The sequence below is a fragment of the Trinickia mobilis genome (assembly GCF_017315705.1).
Classification (GTDB): domain Bacteria; phylum Pseudomonadota; class Gammaproteobacteria; order Burkholderiales; family Burkholderiaceae; genus Trinickia_A; species Trinickia_A mobilis.
Window position 1 is genome coordinate 22,068 of sequence record NZ_JAFLRF010000038.1, and the last position, 22,539, is coordinate 44,606.

Genomic DNA, 22,539 nt, shown 5'->3' on the forward strand with positions numbered 1-22,539 from the left:
AACGGCCATCGCCGCTCCGGGGAGCCCATGCGGTTCACGAAGTCTTCACTCGTCGCGCTGCTGCTGTGGGCGCTGGCGAGCCTCACCGCTATCGTCCCGCACACCGCGCAAGCCGCCGGCGAGGACTGCCGCGCCGGCACGCTCGTCACGGTCGTGGCCCACCTCGACGACGACCTCCTCTTCGTGAACCCCGGCATCAGCGAGCACCTCGAAGCGGGCTGGTGCATCGTCACCGTGCACCTGATCGGCGGCGCGGACAGCGGCCCGTTCAGCTACGTGCTCACGCGCGAGAAAGCGATCCAGCAGGCGTATGCGCGCATGACGGGGGTGCCGAACGAGTGGGACGAATCGACCGTCGAGATCGCCGGCAAGCCGGTGCACCAGATGGTCATGAAACGGCTGCCGCGCGTGAAGCTGCTCGAGATGCGCCTGCCGGGCGGCCGGGTGCGCGGCGGCCGCGTGCCGCTCGGCCTCTTGTGGGACGAACGCGCCACGATCGCGAGCTACCCGATGAACGCGGACGGCTCCGGCGGCACCCGCTACGACCGCGCCGAATTGATAGCGACGCTCGGCGAGATGCTGAAGCCCGCGACCGAGATCTACACGCTGAACCCCGACACCGTGCCGTTCATCGAGCACCCCGACCACATCTACTCCGCGCGCATCACGCGCCACGTCGCGCAGACGCTCGGCCTGAACGTGCGGATCCGCTATCACCTCACCTACCCGATGGGCGGCCTGCCGATGAACGTGCCCGCCGCCGAGGTGCAGAAAAAGCGCGACGAGGTGGCGAGCTACTTCACGATCGACGGCAACCAGGGCACGCACGTGTTCGGCGAGTACCAATGGAACGGCAACTGGGTCGCGCGCCGCTATTCGTTCGGAGGACAAACCAATCGTCCGGAGCCGGACTTCGTGCCGCGCAAGCTCAATCTCGTCAACGCCTACACGAGCCAATGCCTGACCTCGGGCGGCGCAGGCGCGCCGCCCTATCTCGCCGCCTGCGACGAAAGCCCCGCGCAGGACTGGCGCTGGCAGCCCGTCATCAGCTACCCCGGCAATCCGCACGACGCGACGCTCGTGAGCGAATCGTCGTGGCGGTGCGTCGCCGAGCGCGGCGGCGGTCTCGTCGAAGAACACTGCGACCCGTCCCAGATCGCGCAACGCTGGACGCCTTGGGACTTCGGTCTCGTCTACACGCCCTTGCGCCACTGTCTCGGCGAGCAAGACGGCAAGCTCGCGGTCGGCGCGTGCGCGCCGCTCACGACCGAATACCGCTGGGCGCCGACGCCGCATTCGCAATGGACCGACCTGCGGCTCGCGGGCGCGATGTACGCGGACGTGACGGGCAGCGGCAAGCCGAGCGCGGTGTTCGTCGAGCGCCGCCGCGACGGCCCGGGCTTCGACGTATGGGTCGCGGAGCTCGCGCCGGGCGCGCACGCCGATCGCTGGTACGCGAACGGCGTGCCGTTCGACTACACGTCGATCCAGCCCAGCTGCGCCGGCGACACGCTTTGCTTCGACAGCACCCGTTTCCTGCTCGCCGACTTCGAAGGCACCGGCCGCGCCGACCTGATGGCGATCGCGCCGCGCAACGGCGGCACGGCGTTCTGGCTCATGCGCAGCACGGGCAAGGGCTTCGAGGCGCCGCGTCTTTGGCATCAGAGCACGTCGGCGCTCATGCCCGCGCTCGCGCAGCAGTACGTCGCGGCCGATTTCAGCGGCCACGGCCGTGCCGGCGTGATGGTCGCGCAACGCCATGCCGCCGGGCTCGATCTTTGGGTGCTGGCGGGCAACGGCATGACGGGCAGCGATCCCGCGTTATGGATGGCGGCATCGGGCCTGTCCACCGGCACGCAATTTCTCGCGGCACGCATCGCCGGCTCGCCGCACATGGGTCTGCTGGCGCTCGAGCGCTCGGCTGCCGGCCTCGCGCTCACGCAGCTCGCGAGCTCAGGCAGCGCGTTCACCGGCGACGCCGGCACGCAGCACTTCAGCGGCTTTCCGGCATCGCTCGCGAAGGTCGCCGCGGGCGACGTGGACGGCGGCGGCGTCGACGATTTGATCGTGCTCTCCGCGCGCAACCCGAGCGCGGCGAATCGCGCCAATATCGACGTCTGGTTCATGAAAGGCGGCCCGCGCTTCGGCGAACCGGCGCGTATCGCGACGCTCGGCGACGTGTCGTGGGCCGACGAGATTCCCGCGCTCGTCGAGCACGCCGGCGACGCGGGGAAAGGTCCGGCCCTCGTGCTCTTCAAACGCGCGAACGCCGTCATCGGCGACACGTATTTCACGGGCGGCGCACCGGGCCTGATCGGCTACCCGGTCTCGCGCGATGCGAAGCTCGGCCCGGCCGGCGACTGGGGCAGCCTGCCCGGTCTCTTCACGGAAACGATGCGGCTCGACCGCCTGCGGCAATGAGGCGGCGTCAGCGCAACCCGACGCGCAAGCCGAGCACTTGCCGCGCGATTGCGAGATAGCGGTCGGCGGTGTCCTGCAGCGTCAGCCCGGTAAGCGGGCGCACCGCGCGCGGCTGCTTCAAGGCTTCGGCGAGCGCGCGGCCGTACAGCTCGGCGTCGGTCGTATCGACGAGCCGCACGCACGGAAAACTGCACGCAAAGCTGAACGCGGGAATTTGGTTCGCGACGACCGGAATCCCCGAGGCCAAAGCCTCCAGAAAACCGACGCTGTGCGCCTCGAAACTCGACGGCATCGCAAACGCACTCGACGCGGACAGAATCTCGGCGACATTCGAACGCGGCCCGGCCACCTCGACGCGCGAACCGATCCCCAGCTCGTCGACGAGCGACACGACCTCCGCGTGGTAGCCGACGTCCTCGATCACGCCGCACAGCAAGAGATGCGCGCCGGGCTCGAAGTCGAGCACGCGCTTGAACGCGCGCACCGTATCGAGGTGGTTCTTCTCGCGGATGTAGCGGCCGATCTGCACGATCTGCTTGCTGTCGCTCGCGGGGCTGCGCGCCGGCGTGCGGCCCATGACGGAGGCAAAGCGCGACGTGTCGACGCCATTGGGCACGACGATCAGCGACGGATGCTCGCCGATCTCTTTCAGGTAGTCGTCGACGTTCTTCTGCGACACGCCGATGACCGCTTTCGCGCGCGACGACAGCAGCCGCTCGGCGCGCTGCAGCACGTTGGACTCCTTGAAGTCGTTCACGCCCGAATGCATGACCCAGACGATCGGCACGGAGAGCGGCAGCACGCGCACATAGAGCGCGGGAATGGTCGAGTGCGCGAAGATGATGTCCGGCTTGAACTGGCGAATCGCGCGATAGAGAAAAAGCAGCCTGCCGAGCCGCGAGCGGGTCCGGGCGGGAAACAAGCACGTGACCCCTTGCGCGGCAAGCTCGCGGCTGACGGGATCGAAGTCGCCATGTGGCGGCAGCAGCGACGCCAGACAGACACTGTGGCCGCTTCGCTGATGGCCGATCGCGATCCCTTTGGCAAGCATTTCCGCGCCGGACAGCCGCGGCGCAAGAACGAGCTGCAGAATTCGCATTACGAGTCCCCGGGGCCCTCCAACTTATCTCCTTCAAGCACGCGCAGTGCCAGTGCGAACCCGTCCGCTCGCACGGCACGCCGGTCAGCCAAGCAAGCAAGCCTGTTGTCGGCGTGAGCAGGTTCTCTAAGGTAACGCCACCTGCATAAAGGGCGCCCGCCATCTGATAGTACAAATCAGCCGCTCAGCCGCGGCGTGCCGCGCCGGTCATGATCAGGTCGCCGAATCGACACAATTTGCGTCGTCGCACCGTAAGAACGCGCACGGAAACGATGTTATTCCTGGGGACACCCCACGTTGCGCTGCGGCACGGCCGCGCTTTTGCGACAATGTCGACCTTTGCCGGCGCGAGGATGTGACGCGACGCAGGAACCGCTCGCGCGGCTGCCGGCCCTCGTTGTTCCCGTTTCGGCCTATTCAGCGCGGCTTTCGCCGGCCGCTTTTTGCGCATGCCTCATATTGATCTGATGTATTCGGTCTCCGGCCTCGGCGTCGGGTTTCTGGTCGGCCTGACCGGCGTCGGCGGCGGTTCGCTGATGACGCCGCTACTCGTGCTGCTGTTCGGCGTGCATCCGGCCACCGCGGTCGGCACCGATCTCTTGTACGCCGCCGCGACCAAGGCCACCGGCACCCTCGTGCACGGCCTCAAGGGCTCCGTGGACTGGCGCGTGACGGGACGCCTCGCCGCGGGCAGCGTGCCGGCCGCGGCCGTCACGCTGTGGATGCTGCATCGCTACGGCATGAACTCGCACGGCGCGACCACGCTGATTCAGACGGTGCTCGGCGTCGCGCTCCTGGTCACCTCGGTCGCGCTCATCTTCCGGCCGCAACTGGCCGCGTTCGCCGCGCGCCATGCGAGCGCGCCCGCCCCGCTGCGCACCGCGCTCCTCACCGCGCTCACGGGCGCGGTGCTCGGCGTGCTCGTGTCGCTGACGTCGGTCGGCGCGGGGGCGATCGGCGTGACCGTGCTGCTGCTGCTCTATCCGGCGCTGCCGACGTCGCGCATCGTCGGCTCCGATATCGCGCATGCGGTGCCGCTCACGCTGATCGCCGGGATGGGACATTGGCTGCTGGGATCGGTCGACTGGTCGCTGCTGCTGTCGCTTTTGGTCGGGTCGATGCCGGGGATTGCGATCGGCAGTCATCTGTCGGCGCGCGCCCCCGATGCGCTGCTGCGCAATCTGCTCGCGGCGACGTTGACGCTGATCGGGGTGAGGCTGGTGATCGGCTGAGGCGCGGGCTTATTTGTCTCGTGCTCAGGACGCCGAACCTGCATGCGTGACCTGGCGCGCCACCGCCAGGTAGCGCTCGGCCGAATCCTGCAGCGTGAGGCCGGTCAGCGTGCGTTCGGCGCGGCGCTGGCCGAGCGCCGTCACGAGCGCGCTTGCGTAGGCCGTCGTGTCGTCGGTGTCGAGCAGTTGCACGTTCGGAAAGTCCTTTGCGAACGCGAACGGCACAATCTCGCTGCCGACCACCGGAATCCCCGACGCCAGCGCTTCGAGAAACGCAATGCTGTGTCCTTCCGAGCGCGACGGCATCGCGAAGACGCTCGCGTCGAAGAGCACCTTCGACACATCGGCGCGCGGCCCATCGACGACGACGCGATCCGCGAGCCCGAGCTTGTTGACGAGGTCGATCACGGCCGCGTGGTACGCGGGATCTTCGACCACGCCGAACAGCAGGAGCCGCGCGTCCCTCACTTCGCGCACGACCCGGCCGAACGCATGCACCGTCTGCAACTGATTCTTGACCGACGTATAGCGTCCGATCTGCACGATCCGGGGCGCACGGATCACGTCGTTGCAGTCGGCCGGGTTTGCGAAGCGCGCCATGTCGACGCCGTTCGGAATCACCGTCATCAGCGGATGCCGGCCGACCGCGGCGATGTAGTCCTCGAGGTTCGCCTGGGAGACACCGATCACCGCGCGCGCCCGCGGCGACAGAACGCGCTCGACGCTGCGGAACAAGTGGCGCTCGAAATCGTTGGTCGCCGAATGCATCACGTAGACGATCGGCACGCCGATCGGCAACGCCCGCGCATAGAACGCGGGGATCGTTGCGTGCGCAAAGATCACGTCGGGCTTTTCGCGGCGAATCACGTGGTACAGATGCCAGAGCCTGCCGACCACCCCGTGATCTTTGCGCGGAAAGCGGCACGGCACGTCGTTTTCCTGCAGATCGCCGCGCAGCGATTGGAAGTCGTTGTGCTCGGGCGCGAGCGACGTGACGCATACGGGGTTGCCCTGCCGCCGCTGATGGATGGCAAGGTCCTTCGCGAGCACCTCGGCGCCGGACAAGCGCGGCGCGAGGACGAGGTGAAGAATCCGCATCACGACACCCTCACGGTCCGATAGAGCATCCACAGAGCGGCCGTGCCGAGGCCGGCCGTCATTCCCCACGCGATCCCCGTCACGCCCCAGTAGTGCGTGGCGGGCGGCACCACGGCGAACAGCACGATCACCTGCATCACCGACGCCTGCGTCGTCGCACGCGCATCGCCGACCGCGCGCAGGTACGAGACGAGCACGGCGATCAGCGCGCCGATCGCCATGTTGACGACAAAGATCTTGAAGAGCGGCACGGCCGACATCCATGCGGGCCCGAGCACGAGCGAGAAGAGCGGCGCGGCGAGCATGCGCAGCACGACCACGATCATCGCGAGCCCGGCGGCGGCAACGATCAGATAGAGCTTGAAGACGCGCGCGGCCGCGTGCGCGTCGTGCCGGTGCTGCGCGGAAAACGTCGGGAACAGGTACTGCGACATCGCGATCGCGGCATCGGCGAGCAGCATTTGCGCGAGACGCGACGACATTTGATAGGCGCCGAGTTGCGTCGGGCCGAGCAGCTTGCCGACGACGATCTTGTCGAACTGATTGAGCACTAGGTTCACGACGCTGCTCGCCCAGATCCAGCGGCTAAAGCCGATATAGTGGCCGATGCCCGACCACGAGAGCTTGAGCGGCGGACGCGGCTGCATCGTGGCCCACGTGAGCGTGCTCTTGATGCTCTCGCCGACCACCATGCCGATCAGCACCGAATACGCACCGGCCCCCGCGAACGCGAGCATGAGGCCGAAGCAGCAATCGGCGAACGCCGCCGAAATCTCCACGCCTGCGATGTGCTGGAAACGCCGCTCGCGCTGCACGACGAAGTAAGTCGGCGAGGCAATGCCGCGAATGAGCGGCAGCGCGGCAGCGAGCTGCAGCAACAGGAGCGAGCCGCCGAGATGGAACTGGCTCTGCATGAGCGGCGCCAAGGCGATGAGCAGCAGCCCGACGAACACGCCGCGCGCGGCGAGCGTCGTCCAGACGGCGCCGAGCTCGGCGCGCGAAGGCGTCTCGCGGCCTTGAATGACGGCTTGCGCCAGCCCGGTATCGGACAACGATTCGGCAATGGCGACCGCCAGCAGCGCGACGCTCACGCTGCCGATCGCGGCCGGCCCGAGAATCCGGCCGATGGCGAGAAACTTGACGGCCACGAGCCCGCGCACGATCACCTGCTGCAGCAGCACCCAGGTGGCGGCGCTCGCGCCGAAGCCCGCGTGCATTGAAAACGCCGGAAGCCTCACAGATCTCACTCAGTCCCCCGTCGCGTATTGACATCGAGTGCGTTGCATGGGGCCGGAGTAAGCGCTGAAGCGCTAACTCCGGCCGACAACGTTATTGAACATACGAAAACAGCCGGACGCTGGTCCTGCGAAGACGCACGCAATAAATTCGTCCGTCAGCCTCTCCGCCCGGCAATGATTGCAAAAGTAACCCGTCCGCTGCAGCTTTGAGCGCCATCTAGTAGGCAATATCCGCACGGCTGTTTGCGGGCGCACTGTCTTTTTTCGCCAGAAAAACGGCGAATTTGGCGGTTCGATCAGTGCCGGGAATGTTAGGGTCTAGCTATGCGCAGAACGTGTGCACGTTCTATGCATCGACAAACCCCGGTTTGACCCCAAGCCCGGCGCTTTGCACTGCAACATTGTCGATCGGAGCGAGCGCTTGAGTGCTGACTCCGATTCCATACAACGTCAGCTCCGCCCGGGCATTCACGTTGAAACGACGCGATGGCTCATGCGACTCAACCCGCGACATCACGCGAATTCGTGTTGATCGTCGAACCCAACTTCACCGGCCACCGGTGGCGCTACGCCGAATGGGCCGCGGATGCGTATACCGAAGCCGGCCACCCGTGCATCGTCGTCACCGAATCGAGCAACGAGGACCATCGCCTCGCACGCAAGATTCTTGCCGCGAACCGGCCCGACCTCGAAATCGCCTTCGTCGATCCGCCCGATCGCGACCGCGGCCTCGGGCTCGACCGCATCGGCTACGTGCGCTATCACCGCTATTTCCACCACGCGTACCGGATCCTGAGCCGCATTCATCCGCTCGCGCTCGTCGTCGTGCCTTACGTCGACTACTTTTTTTACGCCCTGCCGTTCCTCGGTTCGCCGTTCGGCAAGACCCCGTGGGTCGGCATTACGATGCGCGCGACGTTCCATCATCGCAAGGTCGGCGTGAAAGCGCCCGACAGGCCGCTCGTCAACTTGGTCAAGGCGCGGCTCTTCAAGCGCGCGGTGAGATCGGCGGGCATGCGCACGCTCCTGTCGATCGACCCGACCCTGCTTGAGTGGTGCGCGCACCGCGGCAAGCCCAAGCATGGCGCCGCGATCGAATACCTCGCCGACCCGTTTCCCGACGCGACCGCCGAAGACCCGCAGGTGGCGCGAGCGCGGCTCGGGCTCGCCCCGGGGCACTACCTCCTGGTGTACGGCGCGATCACCGAGCGCAAGGGCATACGCGAGCTTGTCGAGGCGCTGATGGCGATGGACGAAGCGCCGACCCTCATCGTCGCCGGCGAGCAGGACATGGAGATCCGCGAGTTTCTTCGGGAGAATGCGCCGCGTATGACCCCGACGCCGCTGATGCTCGATTCGTTCATCAGCAACGAAACGGAGTTCGATCTCTTCTCGGCATGCGACGCGGTGTGGCTCGGTTACAAGGGGCACTACGGAATGAGCGGCGTGCTCGTGCAGGCCTATCGTTTCGGCAAGCCGGTGATTGCGACGGCCGAGGGCCTGATCGGCTGGTTCTGCCAGACAGGCGAATTAGGCCCCGTGGTGCAGAACCTCGCGCCGGACACGATCGCGTCTGCAATCGAGGAAGTGCTGTTCTCGCGGCATCACGGGCGCAACCCGGGCCATTCTGCCCGCGAGCATCTGCTCGAAAGAAACACGCTCTCGCAGTTCAAGCTGACGCTGCAGCAGGCAGTCGGCTGGGCGCCGTGACGGCTTTGCATGGGGCCGGACTCAGTGCTGAAGCTCGTGTTCCTTCCCTAGACAGCGGAATTGCGCGGTGTGGGGCGCGGGCTCCGCGCTCAAACATTCGAATTTCATGGTGTGAGGCTCGCGCTCCAGCCTCAAACAGTCGAACGCCGAGGTCTGAGCTCGCGTTCCACGCTCAAAGCGTGGACAACTCCACGGTCTGAGGCCCGCGTTCCGCCCTCAATGAGTCGAACTCCGAGTCCAGCCTCAAACAGTCGAACGCCGAGGTCTGAGCTCGCGTTCCACGCTCAAAGCGTGGACAACTCCACGGTCTGAGGCCCGCGTTCCGCCCTCAATGAGTCGAACTCCGAGGTCGGAGGCTGACGTTCCGCCCTCAAAGCGTCGAAGTCGTCGATCTGAGGCTCGGACTTCGGCCCTCCAACAGTCGAATGCGCCCGTTTGAGGCTCGCGTTCCGCCTTCAAACATTCGAACTTCACGGTCGGGGGCTCGCGTTTCCATCTTCGGCGTTCGAGTTCGATGGTTTGTGGTTCGATTTCCAGCCTCAGACCCCACTTAACGCACAGCTTCACGAAGGCTGGCCGCCGACGCCGCTGACGGCCGGCACCTCCTCGACCTTTGGCGGATTCTGCGGCGCGCTTTCCGGTTCGGCCGCCGGCTTCGCCGCTTCCACGGCAAGCACTTGCTGCCGCGCCGGGAACATCTTGTTGCGCAAGAGCAGGAACGGGAACTCGACGGCGCGCGTCATCACATAGCCGACGACGATCGCAATCGCGGTCTGCCCGGAGAGCACGATCGCCCACGCGACGAGCGGCGGCACGCCGAGCGCGGCGGTCTTGTGGATCAGGATGTCGCCGGGCGCAAGCGCGATCGAATGCCAGAGGTAGATCCCGTACGAATACACGCCGATCCACGCGATCGCGCGGAACACGAGCGATCGGCGGATCTTGGCCGAGTACTCGAGCATGAACACGATCAGCGCGACGTAGCCGATCGCCTGAATCGTGTAGCCGATGCTTTCGTCGATCGCGAAGTGCTTGGTCGCGAGCGCGAGCCACGCTACGAGCATCGCCAGGAGCGCGAGCAACACGCCCTTGCGCTGCGCGAAACGCCGGTAGGCCTCGGGCTTCATCCAGTAGACCACGGCGAGGATCACGCCCGCGAGCAGGCTATCGATGCGGTATTGCGTGTAGTAGAAGGCCGCATCGAGATTGCCCTCTGCGACGGCCACGCAGCGCGCGATCAACACCGCCACGCAGATCGTGCCGAGCACGCCGAGGATCGTGTTCGCTCGCACGCGCCAGTGCGCGAACAGCAGCAGCAAGGCCGGCAGGAACAGGTAAAAGTGCTCTTCGACCGCGAGGCTCCACGTCTGGTCAAGCGACGTGCCGAAGTAATTCTGCATGTGCGTCAGGTTTTGCCACAGGAAGGTGCTGGCCGGGTGACGCCTCACGAGCACGTGAAAGAGGATCAGCACGTAGTACGCAGGCCAGATCTTGAAGATCCGCCGCACGATGAAGCGGCGCGCGTCGACGCGGCCCGTCTGGGCGTATTGGCGCAACAGCAGCCCGCCGACGAGAAAGCCGCTCAGCGTGAAGAACAGATTCACGCCTTCGCGGCCGTAGTTCTTCAGCGGATATTCGATGACCGGGATGAACCAGTAGCCGGTATCGATCGTATGGAAGTGATAGCCCATCACGGCAATGATGGCAATGCCGCGTATGAAGTCCAGCTCGATCGTCCGATCGCGCACGATCGCTTTCGGGCCCCCGAACAAATTCATTCGCCTTCCCCCTTCGGGATTGCGTGCTTCGCTTGATCCCATTGTTTAAACATCCCCTGCATTCGCATCTTCGTTCGGCCAGTCCGCCTTCGTCCGCCAACATCACGGCAGGTGCCGACATTCAGCGCACATTTAGCAATGCGCGTGCCTGCATGGGTGGGAAAAGCATCTGTCGCAGGACGCCGAATCGTAGTCGTTTCACGCCGCGCCGGGCTGGAACGCTACGTGCTCGCGTTATAGTCGGTTGATAACATCGCGCGTCAAGGCGCCTTCAAAATCACAGGGAGAGGACCGGCTTCTATGGGAGACACCACGTACCGGCACGCGTTTGCCGGAAAGCCCCCCGTTGAACGAGAACCTGCCATGCGCAATAGTTACGCGAACCTCTGGATATGGCTGTTCATATGTCCGCTCGCGATGGACTACAAGGCAGTCGACGATCAATCGAGTCACCTCGCGCAAGTCCTCCTGGCGTTGCCGACGCTCGGCGCGGGCCTCGCGCTCTGGCTGATCGCGCCGCGCTTCGCGGTCAAGTCGAAGCTGCGCGCGTTAGTCACGTTCTCGCTGATCTTGTGCGTGCCTGCGAGCCTGATCACGGAACTGATCCAGGAGAACGATTTCGGCAACTACCTGCGCGTGCAGCTGCCGTTCGCGCTTTTCATGCTCGGCTATCTCGCGTGCTGCCGCCCGTGGCAGGACTCGCGCATCGAGCAGATCGAAAAGTCCATGTTCTGGGCGAACGTCATCTGCCTCGTCTTCACGTTCGTCTACGGGATGGCCACCGGCGGCGGGCTCGAGGACGTGCGCTACCGGATCGTGTCGCCGACGTTTCTCGCGCTGCAAGCGGTGCTGCTGCACGAGTTCGTCATCGCCAAGCGCTTCACGCCGTTTACGCTCGCGCTCTTCATGGGGACCATCGTCGTCGAATTGCTGAGCGTCACGCGCAGTCTCTTGATCGGCACCGCGCTCTTGTTCGCGCTCGCCACCTGGATGAGCGCGCCGTCCCCGCGCTATCTCATGCGCGCAGCGATGCGCGCGCTCGCCACCGGCATCGTCATCGCCGGGATGGCGTTCGCGGGGATGCAGCTGTTTCCCGGCGTCGGCGCGCACTGGACGCAGCGGATCCTCTTCGCGTCGGAAGACACGAAGACCGGCAAGGACCCGACCACGATCACCCGCCTCGCCGAGATGCAAGATCAGTACGACCAGACGATGCAGTCGCCGACGACCATCCTCACCGGCGTCGGCTACGGGCACATGTATCACTACTCGCCGAAGTTCCTGCCCGACCTCGCCGGCCAAATCAGCAAGAAAGACTTCTACGCGATCCATGACTGGGCGGCCGGACACAACTTCTGGGTCTATCAGTTCTTCGCGGGCGGCCTGCTGTTCGGCATTGCGATGCCGCTCGCCGTGCTGTACGCGCTTTACAAGTGCACCGCGACCTACCGGCGCTGGCGCGCAACCGCGCCGGCCGCCCCCTACCTGCCCGTGCTCGGGCGCGCGATCCTCGTGACCGCGGCGCTGCCGGCGACGTCGATCGGCGGCAATCCGCTCGGCCCGCGTTTTTCCGGCCTCGTGTTCGGCGTCTCGCTCGGGCTGATGGTCGCGATGACCATCCAATTGAAGCGCCTCGCGGCCACGCATCCGCACCGCGCGTCGCGCTCGGAGGGGCGGCGCAAACCCCAGCCGCGGCGCGAGCCGCACTTCGCGCCGACGCGCGAAACCACCGCCGGCACGCAAGGGCGGCTCGAACGCGTCGAGCGTATCGGCGAGCGCACCGAACCCACCGTATGACGGTATGAACGCCGCGTGCCGCGCCGTGCGGCACGCGCCACTCAGACGGACAACCGACACGAAGCGTACGCCGATGAAAATCCTGCACTTGCTTGCGACGCTCGATCCGAAAGCCGGCGGCCCGACGGAAGGCGTGCGGCAAAGCGGCCTCGAACTCGCCGCGATGGGGCATCAGGTCGAAGCCGCGTCGCTCGACGCGCCCGATGCGCCGTTCGTCGCGGACTTCCCGTTGCCCGTTACCGCCCTGGGCCCCGCCAACGGCAGCTACGGCTACACGCCGCGTCTCGTGCCTTGGCTGCGCGAAGAAGCACGACGCTTCGACGCCGTGATCGTCAACGGCCTCTGGCAATACCAGAGCTACGGCGCGTGGAAGGCGCTGCACGACCTCGATGTGCGCTACTACGTGTTTCCGCACGGCATGCTCGACCCGTGGTTCAAGCGCACGTATCCGCTCAAGCATCTGAAGAAATGGCTGTATTGGCCGTGGGCCGAATATCGCGTGCTGCGCGATGCGCGCGCCGTGCTCTTTACGGCCGAAGAGGAACGCATTCTCGCGCGGCAATCGTTCTGGCTCTATCGCGCCAACGAGCGCGTGGTCTCGTTCGGCACCGCGTCGCCGCCCACCGACGCCGCGCGCCTGCGCGAGCGCTTCTTGGCCGCGTATCCGGCGCTCAGGCAGCGCCGCTTGCTGCTGTTCCTCGGACGAATCCACCCGAAGAAAGGCTGCGATCTCCTGATCCGGGCGTTCGCGAAGACCGCCGCGCTCGATTCCGGCGCGCACCTCGTCATCGCCGGTCCGGACAGCGTCGGCTGGAGCGCCGCGCTCAAAGCGCTCGCCGATGAACTCGGCATCGCCTCGCGCATCAGCTGGCCGGGCATGCTGCAGGGCGAGTTGAAATGGGGGGCGTTCCACGCGAGCGACGCGTTTCTGCTGCCGTCGCATCAGGAGAACTTCGGCATCGCGGTCGCCGAAGCGCTCGGATGCTCAGTGCCGGTGCTGATCTCCGACAAGGTCAACATCTGGCGCGAAGTCGCCGAGGACGGTGCCGGGCTCGTCGCGGCGGATACGGTCGAAGGCACCGAGGAAACGCTGCGCTGCTGGCTGTCGCTCGATGCCGCCGCGCGCGAGACGATGCGCGCGCAGGCCGCGGCGACGTTCAAGACGCGCTTCACGGTGCAAGCGATGTCGCGCGATCTGATCGACGTGCTGCAAGCGGACGCGGCCGGGTGGCCTGCTGCCGATGCCGCGCCGCTTGCCGCCGTTTCCGCTTCGAAGCCCTGACTGACGAATCCGGACACTATTTCTTGACGGCCTGCGCACTCGCGTGCGCGAGCGACGCCGCCGCGAACGGCAGCGTCTCTACCGCTTTCGATTCCGGCGTACGGCACTCGCCGCCGAGCACGCCGGGGGTCGTGACGACCGCCTCCGGGCTGCCGAGCGTCTGCGCGAGATGCCCCGCCAGGCGCAGCGCGAGCGCGGTGATGGTGATCGTCGGAAAGTTGGCGCCGACCGTCGGAAACACCGAACTGCCCGCGATATGCAGGTTGCTGATGCCGTGCACCTTGCAATTGCGGTCGACGACGCCCTCCTTCGGCGAATCGTGCATCCGCGTGGTCCCCATGTGATGCCACGTGCCTTCGAGCGCTTCGGGCCAGGCGCGGCCCTGCAGCGGGGCGTCGAGCGTCACCTCGGCGACGCCGCCCGCGCGCAGCGCGTCGGCGACCAGCGCGAACGTGCGATCGAAAGTGCGCTGCACCGATTCGTCGAGCCGCCAGTCGACTTTCACGCGCGGCATGCCGAGACGGTCGCGCAGCGCCGACAACGTCACGCGGCTGTCGCGGTTCGGCGCGGCTTCGACGATCGCCTGCATCTTGACGTCGGTGATGAGCGGGCGCGGCTGCAACAGGCGCGTCAAGCCGAAGCCGACCGTATCGACCGGGTGTGCGGCCATCGTCGCGAGATCGTCGCGCAGCTTCCAGCCCGGCTGATCCTTGCGCAGGAGCGCCTGCTTGCAGCGGATCAGCGCTTCGGCGCCGGCGCTGCCTTCGCCGTAGAAGAGCGAGTAGAACCACACGCGCGAGTTGAGCAGACGCTCGCGCTCGAGCACCTCGTGCGTGAGCGCGAACTGCGACGAGATGAACGTGCCGTGTGCGGACACGGCAGCGTTTTGATAGTGATACTTGATGTCGTAGAGCTTGTTGCGCGCCCACGCTTTGGTAAAGCGCACGCTGCCCGACATGAGCCGCGGATGGTCCATGAAGAAACGGCCCACGACGTCGTTGCCGTTGCCGAGCCCCGCCGCCTGCACCTGGTTCGATGCAAGCAGAAGCCGCGCATTCTCGATGCCGCCTGTTGCGAGCACGAAGTGCTTCGCCGTCACCGTCATATGACGGCCGGAGAGCGTGGCGACCTGGATGCGCGTGACCGTCTTCGCGTCGCGGTCGGTATCGATATGCACCGCGTTCGCGTTCAGGAACACGCGCACGTGGGTCGAGCGCTCCAGATCCTCCCGGTAGAGCTTGCCGAAACGCGCAGGGGGGCTGAACTGCGAAATGGTGTCGCGCACGTCGCCCGTGACGAGCGGCACGCGCCGCACGTCGGCGCGGCCGATCTTGCCTTCCCAATAGGCCGGATCGAAATTGTTCGGGCCGAGTTTCAGAAGGCCGTGCGTGCGCACGTAGTACGGCGCGAGCTCGTCGAGACCGAATGGCCAGCCGCTATGCGCGACCCAGTCGCGCTTGTCGAAGTCCCATGGGTCGAGGGGCCGGCACCAGCCGCCCCAGCAATTGCTGCTGCCGCCCAAATAGCGGCTGCGGCTGCCGTCGGCGAACGAGTACGGCAAGCCGACGTTCTCGCCGCGGTAGAGGTCGCGGGTGTCGTCGTCTGCCTTGTAGCCGCCGCTTTCGAGCAAGCACGTGTCGATGCCGAGGCGACCCATTTCCAGCGCGAGCGTGATGCCGGCCACACCTGCCCCGATGATGCAGACCGTGGTTTCGACTTCTATGCCTTCCTCGACACCTCGTGTATCAATGAACATATCCCCAGGCTCCCGTCTTTCTTGCGGCGTTCTTTCCGTATCCCTGCAAACGCTTGTATGCCATCTTCGAACGCCGGTCGCGTCGTCGCCCGCCAACATCCCGGCGACGCCAGCCAAGCAAGGAGGGTTCCCGTGCGGCAGCGCACATCCGGCAAAAGCGTGGTATGGGCGCGGTAAACCATGTGACAGCCCGGCGCAAGTCCTGTGGGACGTGTGTGACGTGGTGCCGGGCTAAACGTCAATAGAACGTTTTCGGGGGGTAATTTATTCAAGGGGACGCATACGACCGCAACTGTTGCAATCGGCCCACACTAATCGAATTGACGCAATTGCGCGGATTCAGGAGCTAACGCCCAGGCTTGATTGCGATCGGGCCAGGCGCTGCTTATCGACGCCGCAGTCGCCGGCCTCTTTCTTTGTTATCGATCGAAGCGCACGATCGGGCAAACCAGCGCCTCGTCGCCCTGCCGGTAGCGCTCAGGCGAGCGATACCACGATGCTGTCCAGTAGTCGGGATAGTCGTGCAGGTACTCCAACATCAACATGCTGTATCGGCACCATTTGCCGGTCTTGGTCAAACGATAAGCCACATGCCGGTCTTTCCCGTCGTCAGTTTTACTCAGCAGTTCGTAGCCGGATCTGCAGTGTCCGAAAGGCGTTTGCCACTCGACGGCTTTATTCGTCACGATCAGCGTTCCCTGGCAACGGTCGCCAGCGCCGACTTCGAATTGCCCATTGAACAGAACGCCGCCCGCGGCTTGTGCGCATAGCAACCAGCCGCCGGCCAGCTTGAGCGCGTGTAACATGGCAATGGTCGTTTTCTGCTGTAGCCTGCGATGCCGCTGAGGTGACGATTGAATTCGTTCACGGCCAACTGGATCTCGCAGTCGTGAATATCCCACGACGCATCATCTGCGGCGCGATCAATACCATCGCGCCAAATGTCGAGCTTGCTCCTGACGCCATGCTTTTCCGGCATGAAATTCCCCTGATTGAGAGTACTAATTATTCGCAGGGGGCAAGCATACGGTAAAAATTAGGCCTGTTCATCTACCTCGCGATCAGCATAATTGATCCAAGGCCGGACACAGCTACGCAAAAACCTCGACAAAGAAAGCAAGCGGCGGCATTACCCCTCGAACCGCTTCCGTATGAACCGGCACGGATTCCCCCCGTACACCCCTTCCGGCGCAAGCGACCGATGCACGACCGACAGCGGCGTAACCACTGCCGAGCGCCCGATCGTCACGCCCATCTGCACGACGCACTTCGAGGTGATCCAGACCCCGTCTTCGATCACGATCGGCTCGACGTGCAGATCCATCGTCGTCGTCATGTCGTGTGAACCGGCGCTCAGAAACGTGCCTTGTGAAATGCAGACGTCGGAGCCGATGCGGATCAGCGCCTGGTTGTAGATCCAGACGTCGACGCCGAACCAGCAGCGATCGCCGACTTCGAGATTCCACGGCGCCTTCACCCGCAACGGATGCGCAAACCGGCAGCCGGCGCCGATCTTCGCGCCGAACAGCCGCAACAGCGCGACGCGCAGCGCGGTACTCGGCACGAGCTTGTTGTTGATGATGCAGGCTTCGACGAAGAACCAGACGGCCTCGATCAGAAAGCCGCGCTTCGCGACATAGTTGCCTTTTCCCGCAAGGCTCAGATCGATGACCTTCGCGGCCTGGCCGCGCCCGGCATCCGGCCCGGGACGCGCGTGCCCCGGGCTCTCGTGCTGCGCACCGGTTTCTCCGTGTTCGATGGTTCGCTCCATTTGCACACCCCCCAGGAACGTTTCTGGCTCGCTCGAGAAGACATACGGTTGTCTTCGCAGTGGCAGAACTGAATGTAGGTGGACAACGCGTCGATTATGGTTCGGCACCTCTCACAACGTCTGCGGCCTCGCCGTCAATGGCCGCATGAGCAAGACTTTTGGCGGCTATGGGCGGCTCGATTGCGGGAGCATGGCTGAGTGCATGGCACACGGGAGGCAACATGAACCACCCCCCAGCGGGAGGCATCAGATGACGATTGATTTCCGGCGCACACGCGTCGCGCTGCTGCTTGCGCTGACGCCGCTCGTGCTGGCGGTCAGCGCGCCTGCGCTGGCACAGCAGAACGCTGCGCAGGCCGGCAATGCGGGCAACGCCAACGCTGCCGCAGCACGCCCGGACGACAACGAAGCGCTCGGCCCGACCGAACAGGACCACGGCGCTGCGATGGACACCGACGCCGCCCGCATGCTCGGCGCCGCGCATCAAGACAACCTGCTAGGCGCACCCGCGCCTTACGGCGACCCGTACCGCTCGCAATTCGAAAACGATTCGAACGGCACGCGGCAGAGCGACTTGATCAACTCCGAAAGCGTGCCGATCAGCGGCGCAGGCGGCAAGGGCAAGCCAGGCGCGGGCGATCCGCCCGCCGTGAAACCGGTGCCGAAGGAAGCGCAGGGCGCGGCCCGCACGCCGAACAACGCAGCGAAGTCGGTGTATCGAGGCTCGGCCGACCCGGTCAACCCCGAAAAACAGCCGCAGATTTACCGCTCGCCGTGGTGATCAGCCGCGCGTCGAGCCGCCCCAGCACGGCGGCCGGCGCGAGCGTCTCTTCGGCGAAGCGGCGCGCCGCGGCGCCCAGCCTGACGCGCCGCAGCGGATCGTCGGCAAGCCCCGTAATCGCCCCTGCCAGCGCCTCGACGTTCTCCGGCGGCACCACTACCCCCCTCGGCGCCACGGCGGCATAGAGCTCGGTTTCCGGCCGCGCCATCGCGATGATCGCGCCGCCGCTTGCGAGCATGCCGGTCAGCTTCGACGGCATCACGAGATCGGCCGCGTCGCCGCGCTGCGGCAACACGTGGATGTCCGCGAGATTGAGCAGTTCATTGAGGCGCTCGGCCGGTTGCAGCGCGATGAACCGGCAGTTCGGCAGCCCATTGCAACGCTTCATCAGTTCGGCCTTCGTCGCGCCGTCGCCGCAGAACACGAAGCTGATGTCGGTCCGCTCGACAAGACGCGCCGCGGCCGCGGCCAGGAACTCGATGCCCTGCTTCGCGCCCATGTTCCCGGAATACAGCACGACCTTGTTGCCGGCCGGAATATCGAGCTCTTGCCGATAGCCGCTTGCGCGGCCGAGCGGATAAATCACTTTCGTATCGACCCAGTTCGGCAACGAAAACGTCTTGTCGGCGTCGACGCCGAGGCGCTGCGCACGCTCGACCATCCGGTTCGAGATCGACGACACCACATCGAAGCGGCGCATCAGCGCGCGCTCGACCGCACGCGCGATGCGAGCCGCCTTCGCGCCTTTGAGCAAGCCGAGATTGAACGCGGCGTCGACTTCGAAATCCTGGATGTGGAGCCAGCTCTTCGCACCGGTCAGGCGGGCGAGCGCCGCGGCAGCCGGCGCGCACATCAGCGCCGGCGCGATCGTCATCACCACGTCCGGGCACCAGAACGCCTGGCGCAACAGCAGCGGCAGGGAGGAGAGCGCAAACGACGCCAGATGCATCATGCGCGTCGCGCCGCTCGGCTGCGCCGGAACCCACAGCGGCGCGCGCCAGACATGCACGCCGCGCACGACTTCGCAGCGATAGCGCAACGGCGAATAATCTTGCGCGACGCGCCACTCGGGGTAGTAAGGCGGCGCGCACACGACGCGCACGTCATGGCCCAGCAGCACCAGCGCCTCGGCCATCTCGGCGGTGTATTTGCCGATTCCCGTGAGTTCTGGCGCGTAGTTCAACCCGTAAATCAGGATCTTCATCGTCGTCGACGGTGCTTGCCTCAATCCACGAGCATCATCGCGCAGCCGCGTGCGATGTTCGCCGCCGCCGACGGCGGGTCGAAGCGCTGGATGACCGACATGCAGCGCTTCGCCGTGCCGCTCGCATCGACGAACGCCTCGGTCGCCTTCAAGAGCGTGCGCTGCAAGCCGGCGATGTCGCCCGCGGTGAACGCGTAGCCGCTCTCGCCTTCGACGACCAGTTCGGGCACGCAGCCGCAGCTCTCGCTGACCACCGCCGGGCAGCCATGGCTCAACGCCTCGTTCACGACGAGTCCCCACGGCTCGCTGTAGCTCGGCAGCACGAGGCAGGTCGCGCCGTAATACTCGCGCGACAGCGGCTCGTCCTGCAGGCTGCCCACGAAATACACGACCTCTTCGAGGCCGAGGCCGGTCACTTTCGCCCGCAGGGCATCGCCCATCGGTCCCGTGCCGACGATGCGCAGCGTCGCTCCAGGCAGCCGGGCGCGAATGCCGGCGAACGCATCGAGCAGCGTGCCGATGCCCTTCTCTTCCGAGAGCCGGCCGACGTACAGAAACACCGGCTTATGGTCGCTGCGATAGTGCACGCGCTCTTCGAGCGCACGCTCGGGCGAGAACGAGCGCGGCATCGCGGCGGCCTGGCACGGAATGAAGATCTTCTCCTTCTTCGCGCCGAGCGACATCAGGTAGTCGCGGCTGCGCTCGCCAAAACCGAAGTAGCCGTCGCACAGCGCGAAGAACACGCGCTTCGGAATCGACGTCATGAGCTTGCGCGGCCGGTCGCGGCCCGTCGAATCGCAGAACACCGCGCGGCGCTTGCCGGTCACGATGCAAGCCGCGAGCATCGCCCAGTACTCGGGCCGGTGATAGCCCGGCAGCACGATGAGATCGGACTTCGCCCTGAGCACCTCCCACGTGAGGCGCGTGATCAACTTCCAGGTGGGCACGTCTTCGTAGCAACCGTCGAAGAGCTTTTGCATCGGATAGCGGTGGTACGAATAATCGACGTCGGAAAAGCCTATCCGGTAGATTTCGGTATCGGCGATCTGCACCATCGAGTACTTGATCGCACCCGAGGCAGAGATGTTGTGCAAAGCCGAAAACACGACCCCCTTGTGACGCGACCACACGACGTTGTGAAAAATCGTGACCGAAGCTGTCATATCCGTTCATCCCTTATGTGTGTCGGTACAACCTTATGCATGCGCAGGCTGGCGGATTGGTTGCGCGCCGTAGCCCGCCGCAAATTCCTGATACGTTTGCCGGATCCCGTCCTCGAGTCCGATCTGAGCGCACCATCCCATTTCCGTCAGCCGCGACACGTCGAGCAGTTTTTGCGGCGTGCCGTCCGGCTTGCCCGTATCGAAGACGAGTTCGCCGCGATAGCCCACGATGCGCTGAATGCATTCGGCGAGCTCGCGTATCGACAGATCCACGCCCACGCCGACGTTGAAAAGCCCCTCCGTCACGTCGCGCTCGAGAATGAAGCGCGTCGCGGCCGCGAGGTCGTCCACGTGCAGAAACTCGCGGCGCGGCGTGCCGGTGCCCCACACCGTGAGCGTCTCGTCGCGGTTCAGCTTCGCCTCGTGGGCCTTCCTGATCAGCGCCGGCAGCACGTGGCTGCTCTTCAAGTCGTAGTTGTCGTTCGGGCCGTAGAGGTTGGTCGGCATCAGCGCGACGTACTTCGTGCCGTACTGCCGGTTGTACGACTCGCAGAGCTTCAGGCCCGCGATCTTGGCGATCGCATACGCGTCGTTGGTCGGCTCGAGCGCGGACGTCAGCAGGTACTCCTCGCGAATCGGCTGCGGACAGGCCTTCGGATAGATGCACGAAGAGCCGAAAAACACGAGCCGCTGCACGCCCGCGCGATACGCCGCGTGGATCACGTTGGTTTCGATCGCGAGGTTCTCGTAGATGAACGAAGCGGGCTGCGACGCGTTCGCGAAGATGCCGCCGACGCGCGCCGCGGCGAGCAGCACCACGTCGACCTTCGCTTCGTCGAAAAAGCGCTCCACGGCGGCCTGATTCGTGAGGTCGAGCTCCGCGTGCGTGCGCGTCACGAGGTTGCGATAGCCGTGCGCCGCGAGCTGGCGCACGAGCGCGGAGCCCACCATGCCGCGATGGCCCGCTACATAGATGCGTGCGTTCGTGTCCATGGCGCTCACTCGTGATGTTCGAGCGCCGTGAAGCCGGCGAGCGTCACGAGCGCGTCGCGCCGTGCGATCTGATAATCGGAGCGCACCATCTCCTTGACGAGCGAGATGAACGGCGTGCGCGGCTGCCAGCCGAGCTTCGCATGCGCCTTCGACGGGTCGCCGAGCAGCGTCTCGACTTCGGTCGGGCGGAAGTAGCGCGGATCGACGCGCACGATCACCTGGCCCGGCATCAGGCGCGTGTCGCGGCTTTCCACCTTCTCGACGATGCCCACTTCGTCGACGCCGCTGCCTTCGAAGCGAATCGTCACACCCAGTTCCGCCGCGGCGTACTGCACGAACTCGCGCACGCTGTACTGCACGCCCGTGGCGATCACGTAGTCCTCGGGCTTCTCCTGCTGAAGCATCAGCCATTGCATCTCGACGTAATCGCGCGCATGTCCCCAGTCGCGCAGCGCGGACAGGTTGCCGAGGTACAGCTCGTCTTGCAGGCCCACCGCCATGCGAGCGACCGCACGCGTGATCTTGCGCGTGACGAAGGTCTCCCCGCGCACGGGCGATTCGTGATTGAACAAGATGCCGTTGCACGCGTAGATCCCATAGGCCTCGCGATAGTTGACGGTCATCCAGTACGCGAAGAGCTTCGCGACCGCATACGGGCTTCGCGGATAGAACGGCGTCGTCTCGCGCTGCGGCACTTCCTGCACGAGACCGTACAGCTCGGAGGTCGACGCCTGATAGAAGCGCGTCTTCTTCTCCAGGCCGAGAATGCGGATCGACTCGAGGATGCGCAGCGCGCCGAGACCGTCGGCATTGGCCGTGTACTCGGGCTCCTCGAACGATACCGCCACATGGCTTTGCGCGGCGAGGTTGTAGATCTCGTCGGGCTCGACGCGCTGGACGATGCGCAGCATGCTCGTCGAGTCGGTCATGTCGCCATGATGCAAAAAGAGCCGCCGGTCGGGCTCGTGCGGATCGCGATACAGGTGATCGATCCGGTCGGTGTTGAAAAGAGACGTGCGACGCTTGATGCCGTGCACTTCGTAGCCCTTGTCCAAGAGCAGTTCGGCGAGATACGAGCCGTCCTGCCCCGTAATGCCGGTGATCAAAGCGACCTTTCGATCCATCGTTCTTTCCCCCAAGGTAAGCCGATAGCCGGGTGCGGGTTGCGCCGCCCGCAGCCTCGGCGTCGTCAATTACGTCCCATACGTCCTATACG

General features: G+C 65.4%; 17 protein-coding genes. 6 read left to right on the forward strand and 11 right to left on the reverse strand.

What is annotated here, in order from left to right; translation table 11 throughout:
- Nucleotides 1–27 precede the first annotated feature (27 nt).
- Nucleotides 28–2,421: a ricin-type beta-trefoil lectin domain protein gene (locus J3489_RS30505; RefSeq protein WP_207004548.1), complete on the forward strand. Its 2,394-nt coding sequence runs from the start codon at nt 28–30 to the stop codon at nt 2,419–2,421.
- 7 nt (nt 2,422–2,428) lie between these two features.
- Here J3489_RS30505 and J3489_RS30510 read toward each other — a convergent pair whose 3' ends face one another.
- Nucleotides 2,429–3,520, reverse strand: coding sequence for a glycosyltransferase family 4 protein (locus tag J3489_RS30510; RefSeq protein ID WP_207004549.1), 1,092 nt, complete (start codon nt 3,518–3,520; stop codon nt 2,429–2,431).
- Between the two features lie 443 nt (nt 3,521–3,963).
- On the opposite strand from J3489_RS30510, the gene J3489_RS30515 reads away from it, so the two are divergent.
- Nucleotides 3,964–4,752 (forward strand): sulfite exporter TauE/SafE family protein, encoded by a 789-nt coding sequence (locus tag J3489_RS30515; RefSeq protein ID WP_207004550.1) that lies wholly within the window; start codon nt 3,964–3,966, stop codon nt 4,750–4,752.
- 24 nt (nt 4,753–4,776) lie between these two features.
- Here J3489_RS30515 and J3489_RS30520 read toward each other — a convergent pair whose 3' ends face one another.
- Together J3489_RS30520 and J3489_RS30525 are read right to left on the reverse strand one after the other, a co-directional pair.
- Nucleotides 4,777–5,850, reverse strand: coding sequence for a glycosyltransferase family 4 protein (locus tag J3489_RS30520; protein ID WP_207004551.1), 1,074 nt, complete (start codon nt 5,848–5,850; stop codon nt 4,777–4,779).
- Nucleotides 5,850–7,097 (reverse strand): oligosaccharide flippase family protein, encoded by a 1,248-nt coding sequence (locus J3489_RS30525; protein WP_207004552.1) that lies wholly within the window; start codon nt 7,095–7,097, stop codon nt 5,850–5,852. The genes J3489_RS30520 and J3489_RS30525 overlap by 1 nt, the downstream gene beginning before the upstream one ends.
- Nucleotides 7,098–7,574: 477 nt before the next feature.
- Between J3489_RS30525 and J3489_RS30530 the strand changes: the two genes are divergently transcribed.
- On the forward strand, nt 7,575–8,798 hold the full coding sequence (locus J3489_RS30530) for a glycosyltransferase (protein WP_207004553.1): 1,224 nt from the start codon (nt 7,575–7,577) through the stop codon (nt 8,796–8,798).
- A 563-nt stretch (nt 8,799–9,361) separates the two neighbouring features.
- Here the strand turns inward: J3489_RS30530 and J3489_RS30535 are convergent.
- Entirely contained in the window at nt 9,362–10,576 is a 1,215-nt protein-coding gene (locus tag J3489_RS30535) for an acyltransferase family protein (RefSeq protein WP_207004554.1), read from the reverse strand.
- A 363-nt stretch (nt 10,577–10,939) separates the two neighbouring features.
- Here J3489_RS30535 and J3489_RS30540 point away from each other — a divergent pair, with 363 nt between their 5' ends.
- Together J3489_RS30540 and J3489_RS30545 are read left to right on the forward strand one after the other, a co-directional pair.
- Nucleotides 10,940–12,373: an O-antigen ligase family protein gene (locus tag J3489_RS30540; RefSeq protein WP_207004555.1), complete on the forward strand. Its 1,434-nt coding sequence runs from the start codon at nt 10,940–10,942 to the stop codon at nt 12,371–12,373.
- A 73-nt stretch (nt 12,374–12,446) separates the two neighbouring features.
- On the forward strand, nt 12,447–13,655 hold the full coding sequence (locus tag J3489_RS30545; protein WP_207004556.1) for a glycosyltransferase: 1,209 nt from the start codon (nt 12,447–12,449) through the stop codon (nt 13,653–13,655).
- A gap of 16 nt (nt 13,656–13,671) precedes the next feature.
- Here the strand turns inward: J3489_RS30545 and J3489_RS30550 are convergent, their stop codons facing one another.
- The 3 genes from J3489_RS30550 to J3489_RS30560 form a co-directional block, all read right to left on the reverse strand.
- On the reverse strand, nt 13,672–15,411 hold the full coding sequence (locus J3489_RS30550) for an FAD-dependent oxidoreductase (RefSeq protein WP_207004557.1): 1,740 nt from the start codon (nt 15,409–15,411) through the stop codon (nt 13,672–13,674).
- Nucleotides 15,412–15,830: 419 nt separating this feature from the next.
- Nucleotides 15,831–16,217 carry a hypothetical protein gene (locus tag J3489_RS30555; protein ID WP_207004558.1) on the reverse strand — a complete coding sequence of 129 codons (387 nt, stop codon included), beginning with the start codon at nt 16,215–16,217 and terminating at the stop codon, nt 15,831–15,833.
- A 323-nt stretch (nt 16,218–16,540) separates the two neighbouring features.
- Entirely contained in the window at nt 16,541–17,182 is a 642-nt protein-coding gene (locus J3489_RS30560; RefSeq protein ID WP_242540424.1) for an LbetaH domain-containing protein, read from the reverse strand.
- A 250-nt stretch (nt 17,183–17,432) separates the two neighbouring features.
- On the opposite strand from J3489_RS30560, the gene J3489_RS30565 reads away from it, so the two are divergent.
- Nucleotides 17,433–17,963, forward strand: coding sequence for a hypothetical protein (locus tag J3489_RS30565; RefSeq protein WP_207004559.1), 531 nt, complete (start codon nt 17,433–17,435; stop codon nt 17,961–17,963).
- Here J3489_RS30565 and J3489_RS30570 read toward each other — a convergent pair.
- The 4 genes from J3489_RS30570 to gmd are packed head-to-tail and all read right to left on the reverse strand — an operon-like array spanning nt 17,920 to nt 22,447.
- Nucleotides 17,920–19,167: a glycosyltransferase WbuB gene (locus J3489_RS30570; RefSeq protein ID WP_207004560.1), complete on the reverse strand. Its 1,248-nt coding sequence runs from the start codon at nt 19,165–19,167 to the stop codon at nt 17,920–17,922. The two genes, J3489_RS30565 and J3489_RS30570, sit on opposite strands and share 44 nt — an antisense overlap.
- Before the next feature lie 20 nt (nt 19,168–19,187).
- Nucleotides 19,188–20,330, reverse strand: coding sequence for a glycosyltransferase family 4 protein (locus J3489_RS30575; RefSeq protein ID WP_207004561.1), 1,143 nt, complete (start codon nt 20,328–20,330; stop codon nt 19,188–19,190).
- A 33-nt stretch (nt 20,331–20,363) separates the two neighbouring features.
- Nucleotides 20,364–21,323 (reverse strand): GDP-L-fucose synthase family protein, encoded by a 960-nt coding sequence (locus J3489_RS30580; RefSeq protein ID WP_207004562.1) that lies wholly within the window; start codon nt 21,321–21,323, stop codon nt 20,364–20,366.
- 5 nt (nt 21,324–21,328) lie between these two features.
- Nucleotides 21,329–22,447, reverse strand: coding sequence for a GDP-mannose 4,6-dehydratase (gmd, locus tag J3489_RS30585; RefSeq protein WP_207004563.1), 1,119 nt, complete (start codon nt 22,445–22,447; stop codon nt 21,329–21,331).
- Nucleotides 22,448–22,539 lie beyond the last annotated feature (92 nt).

Coding starts and splice junctions, on each gene's coding strand:
- J3489_RS30505 (WP_207004548.1), top strand. CDS start 28: ATGCGGTTCACGAAGTCTTCACTCGTCGCGCTGCTGCTGTGGGCGCTG.
- J3489_RS30510 (WP_207004549.1), bottom strand. CDS start 3,520: ATGCGAATTCTGCAGCTCGTTCTTGCGCCGCGGCTGTCCGGCGCGGAA.
- J3489_RS30520 (WP_207004551.1), bottom strand. CDS start 5,850: ATGCGGATTCTTCACCTCGTCCTCGCGCCGCGCTTGTCCGGCGCCGAG.
- J3489_RS30530 (WP_207004553.1), top strand. CDS start 7,575: ATGGCTCATGCGACTCAACCCGCGACATCACGCGAATTCGTGTTGATC.
- J3489_RS30535 (WP_207004554.1), bottom strand. CDS start 10,576: ATGAATTTGTTCGGGGGCCCGAAAGCGATCGTGCGCGATCGGACGATC.
- J3489_RS30540 (WP_207004555.1), top strand. CDS start 10,940: ATGCGCAATAGTTACGCGAACCTCTGGATATGGCTGTTCATATGTCCG.
- J3489_RS30545 (WP_207004556.1), top strand. CDS start 12,447: ATGAAAATCCTGCACTTGCTTGCGACGCTCGATCCGAAAGCCGGCGGC.
- J3489_RS30550 (WP_207004557.1), bottom strand. CDS start 15,411: ATGTTCATTGATACACGAGGTGTCGAGGAAGGCATAGAAGTCGAAACC.
- J3489_RS30555 (WP_207004558.1), bottom strand. CDS start 16,217: ATGTTACACGCGCTCAAGCTGGCCGGCGGCTGGTTGCTATGCGCACAA.
- J3489_RS30560 (WP_242540424.1), bottom strand. CDS start 17,182: ATGGAGCGAACCATCGAACACGGAGAAACCGGTGCGCAGCACGAGAGC.
- J3489_RS30565 (WP_207004559.1), top strand. CDS start 17,433: ATGACGATTGATTTCCGGCGCACACGCGTCGCGCTGCTGCTTGCGCTG.
- J3489_RS30570 (WP_207004560.1), bottom strand. CDS start 19,167: ATGAAGATCCTGATTTACGGGTTGAACTACGCGCCAGAACTCACGGGA.
- J3489_RS30575 (WP_207004561.1), bottom strand. CDS start 20,330: ATGACAGCTTCGGTCACGATTTTTCACAACGTCGTGTGGTCGCGTCAC.
- J3489_RS30580 (WP_207004562.1), bottom strand. CDS start 21,323: ATGGACACGAACGCACGCATCTATGTAGCGGGCCATCGCGGCATGGTG.
- gmd (WP_207004563.1), bottom strand. CDS start 22,447: ATGGATCGAAAGGTCGCTTTGATCACCGGCATTACGGGGCAGGACGGC.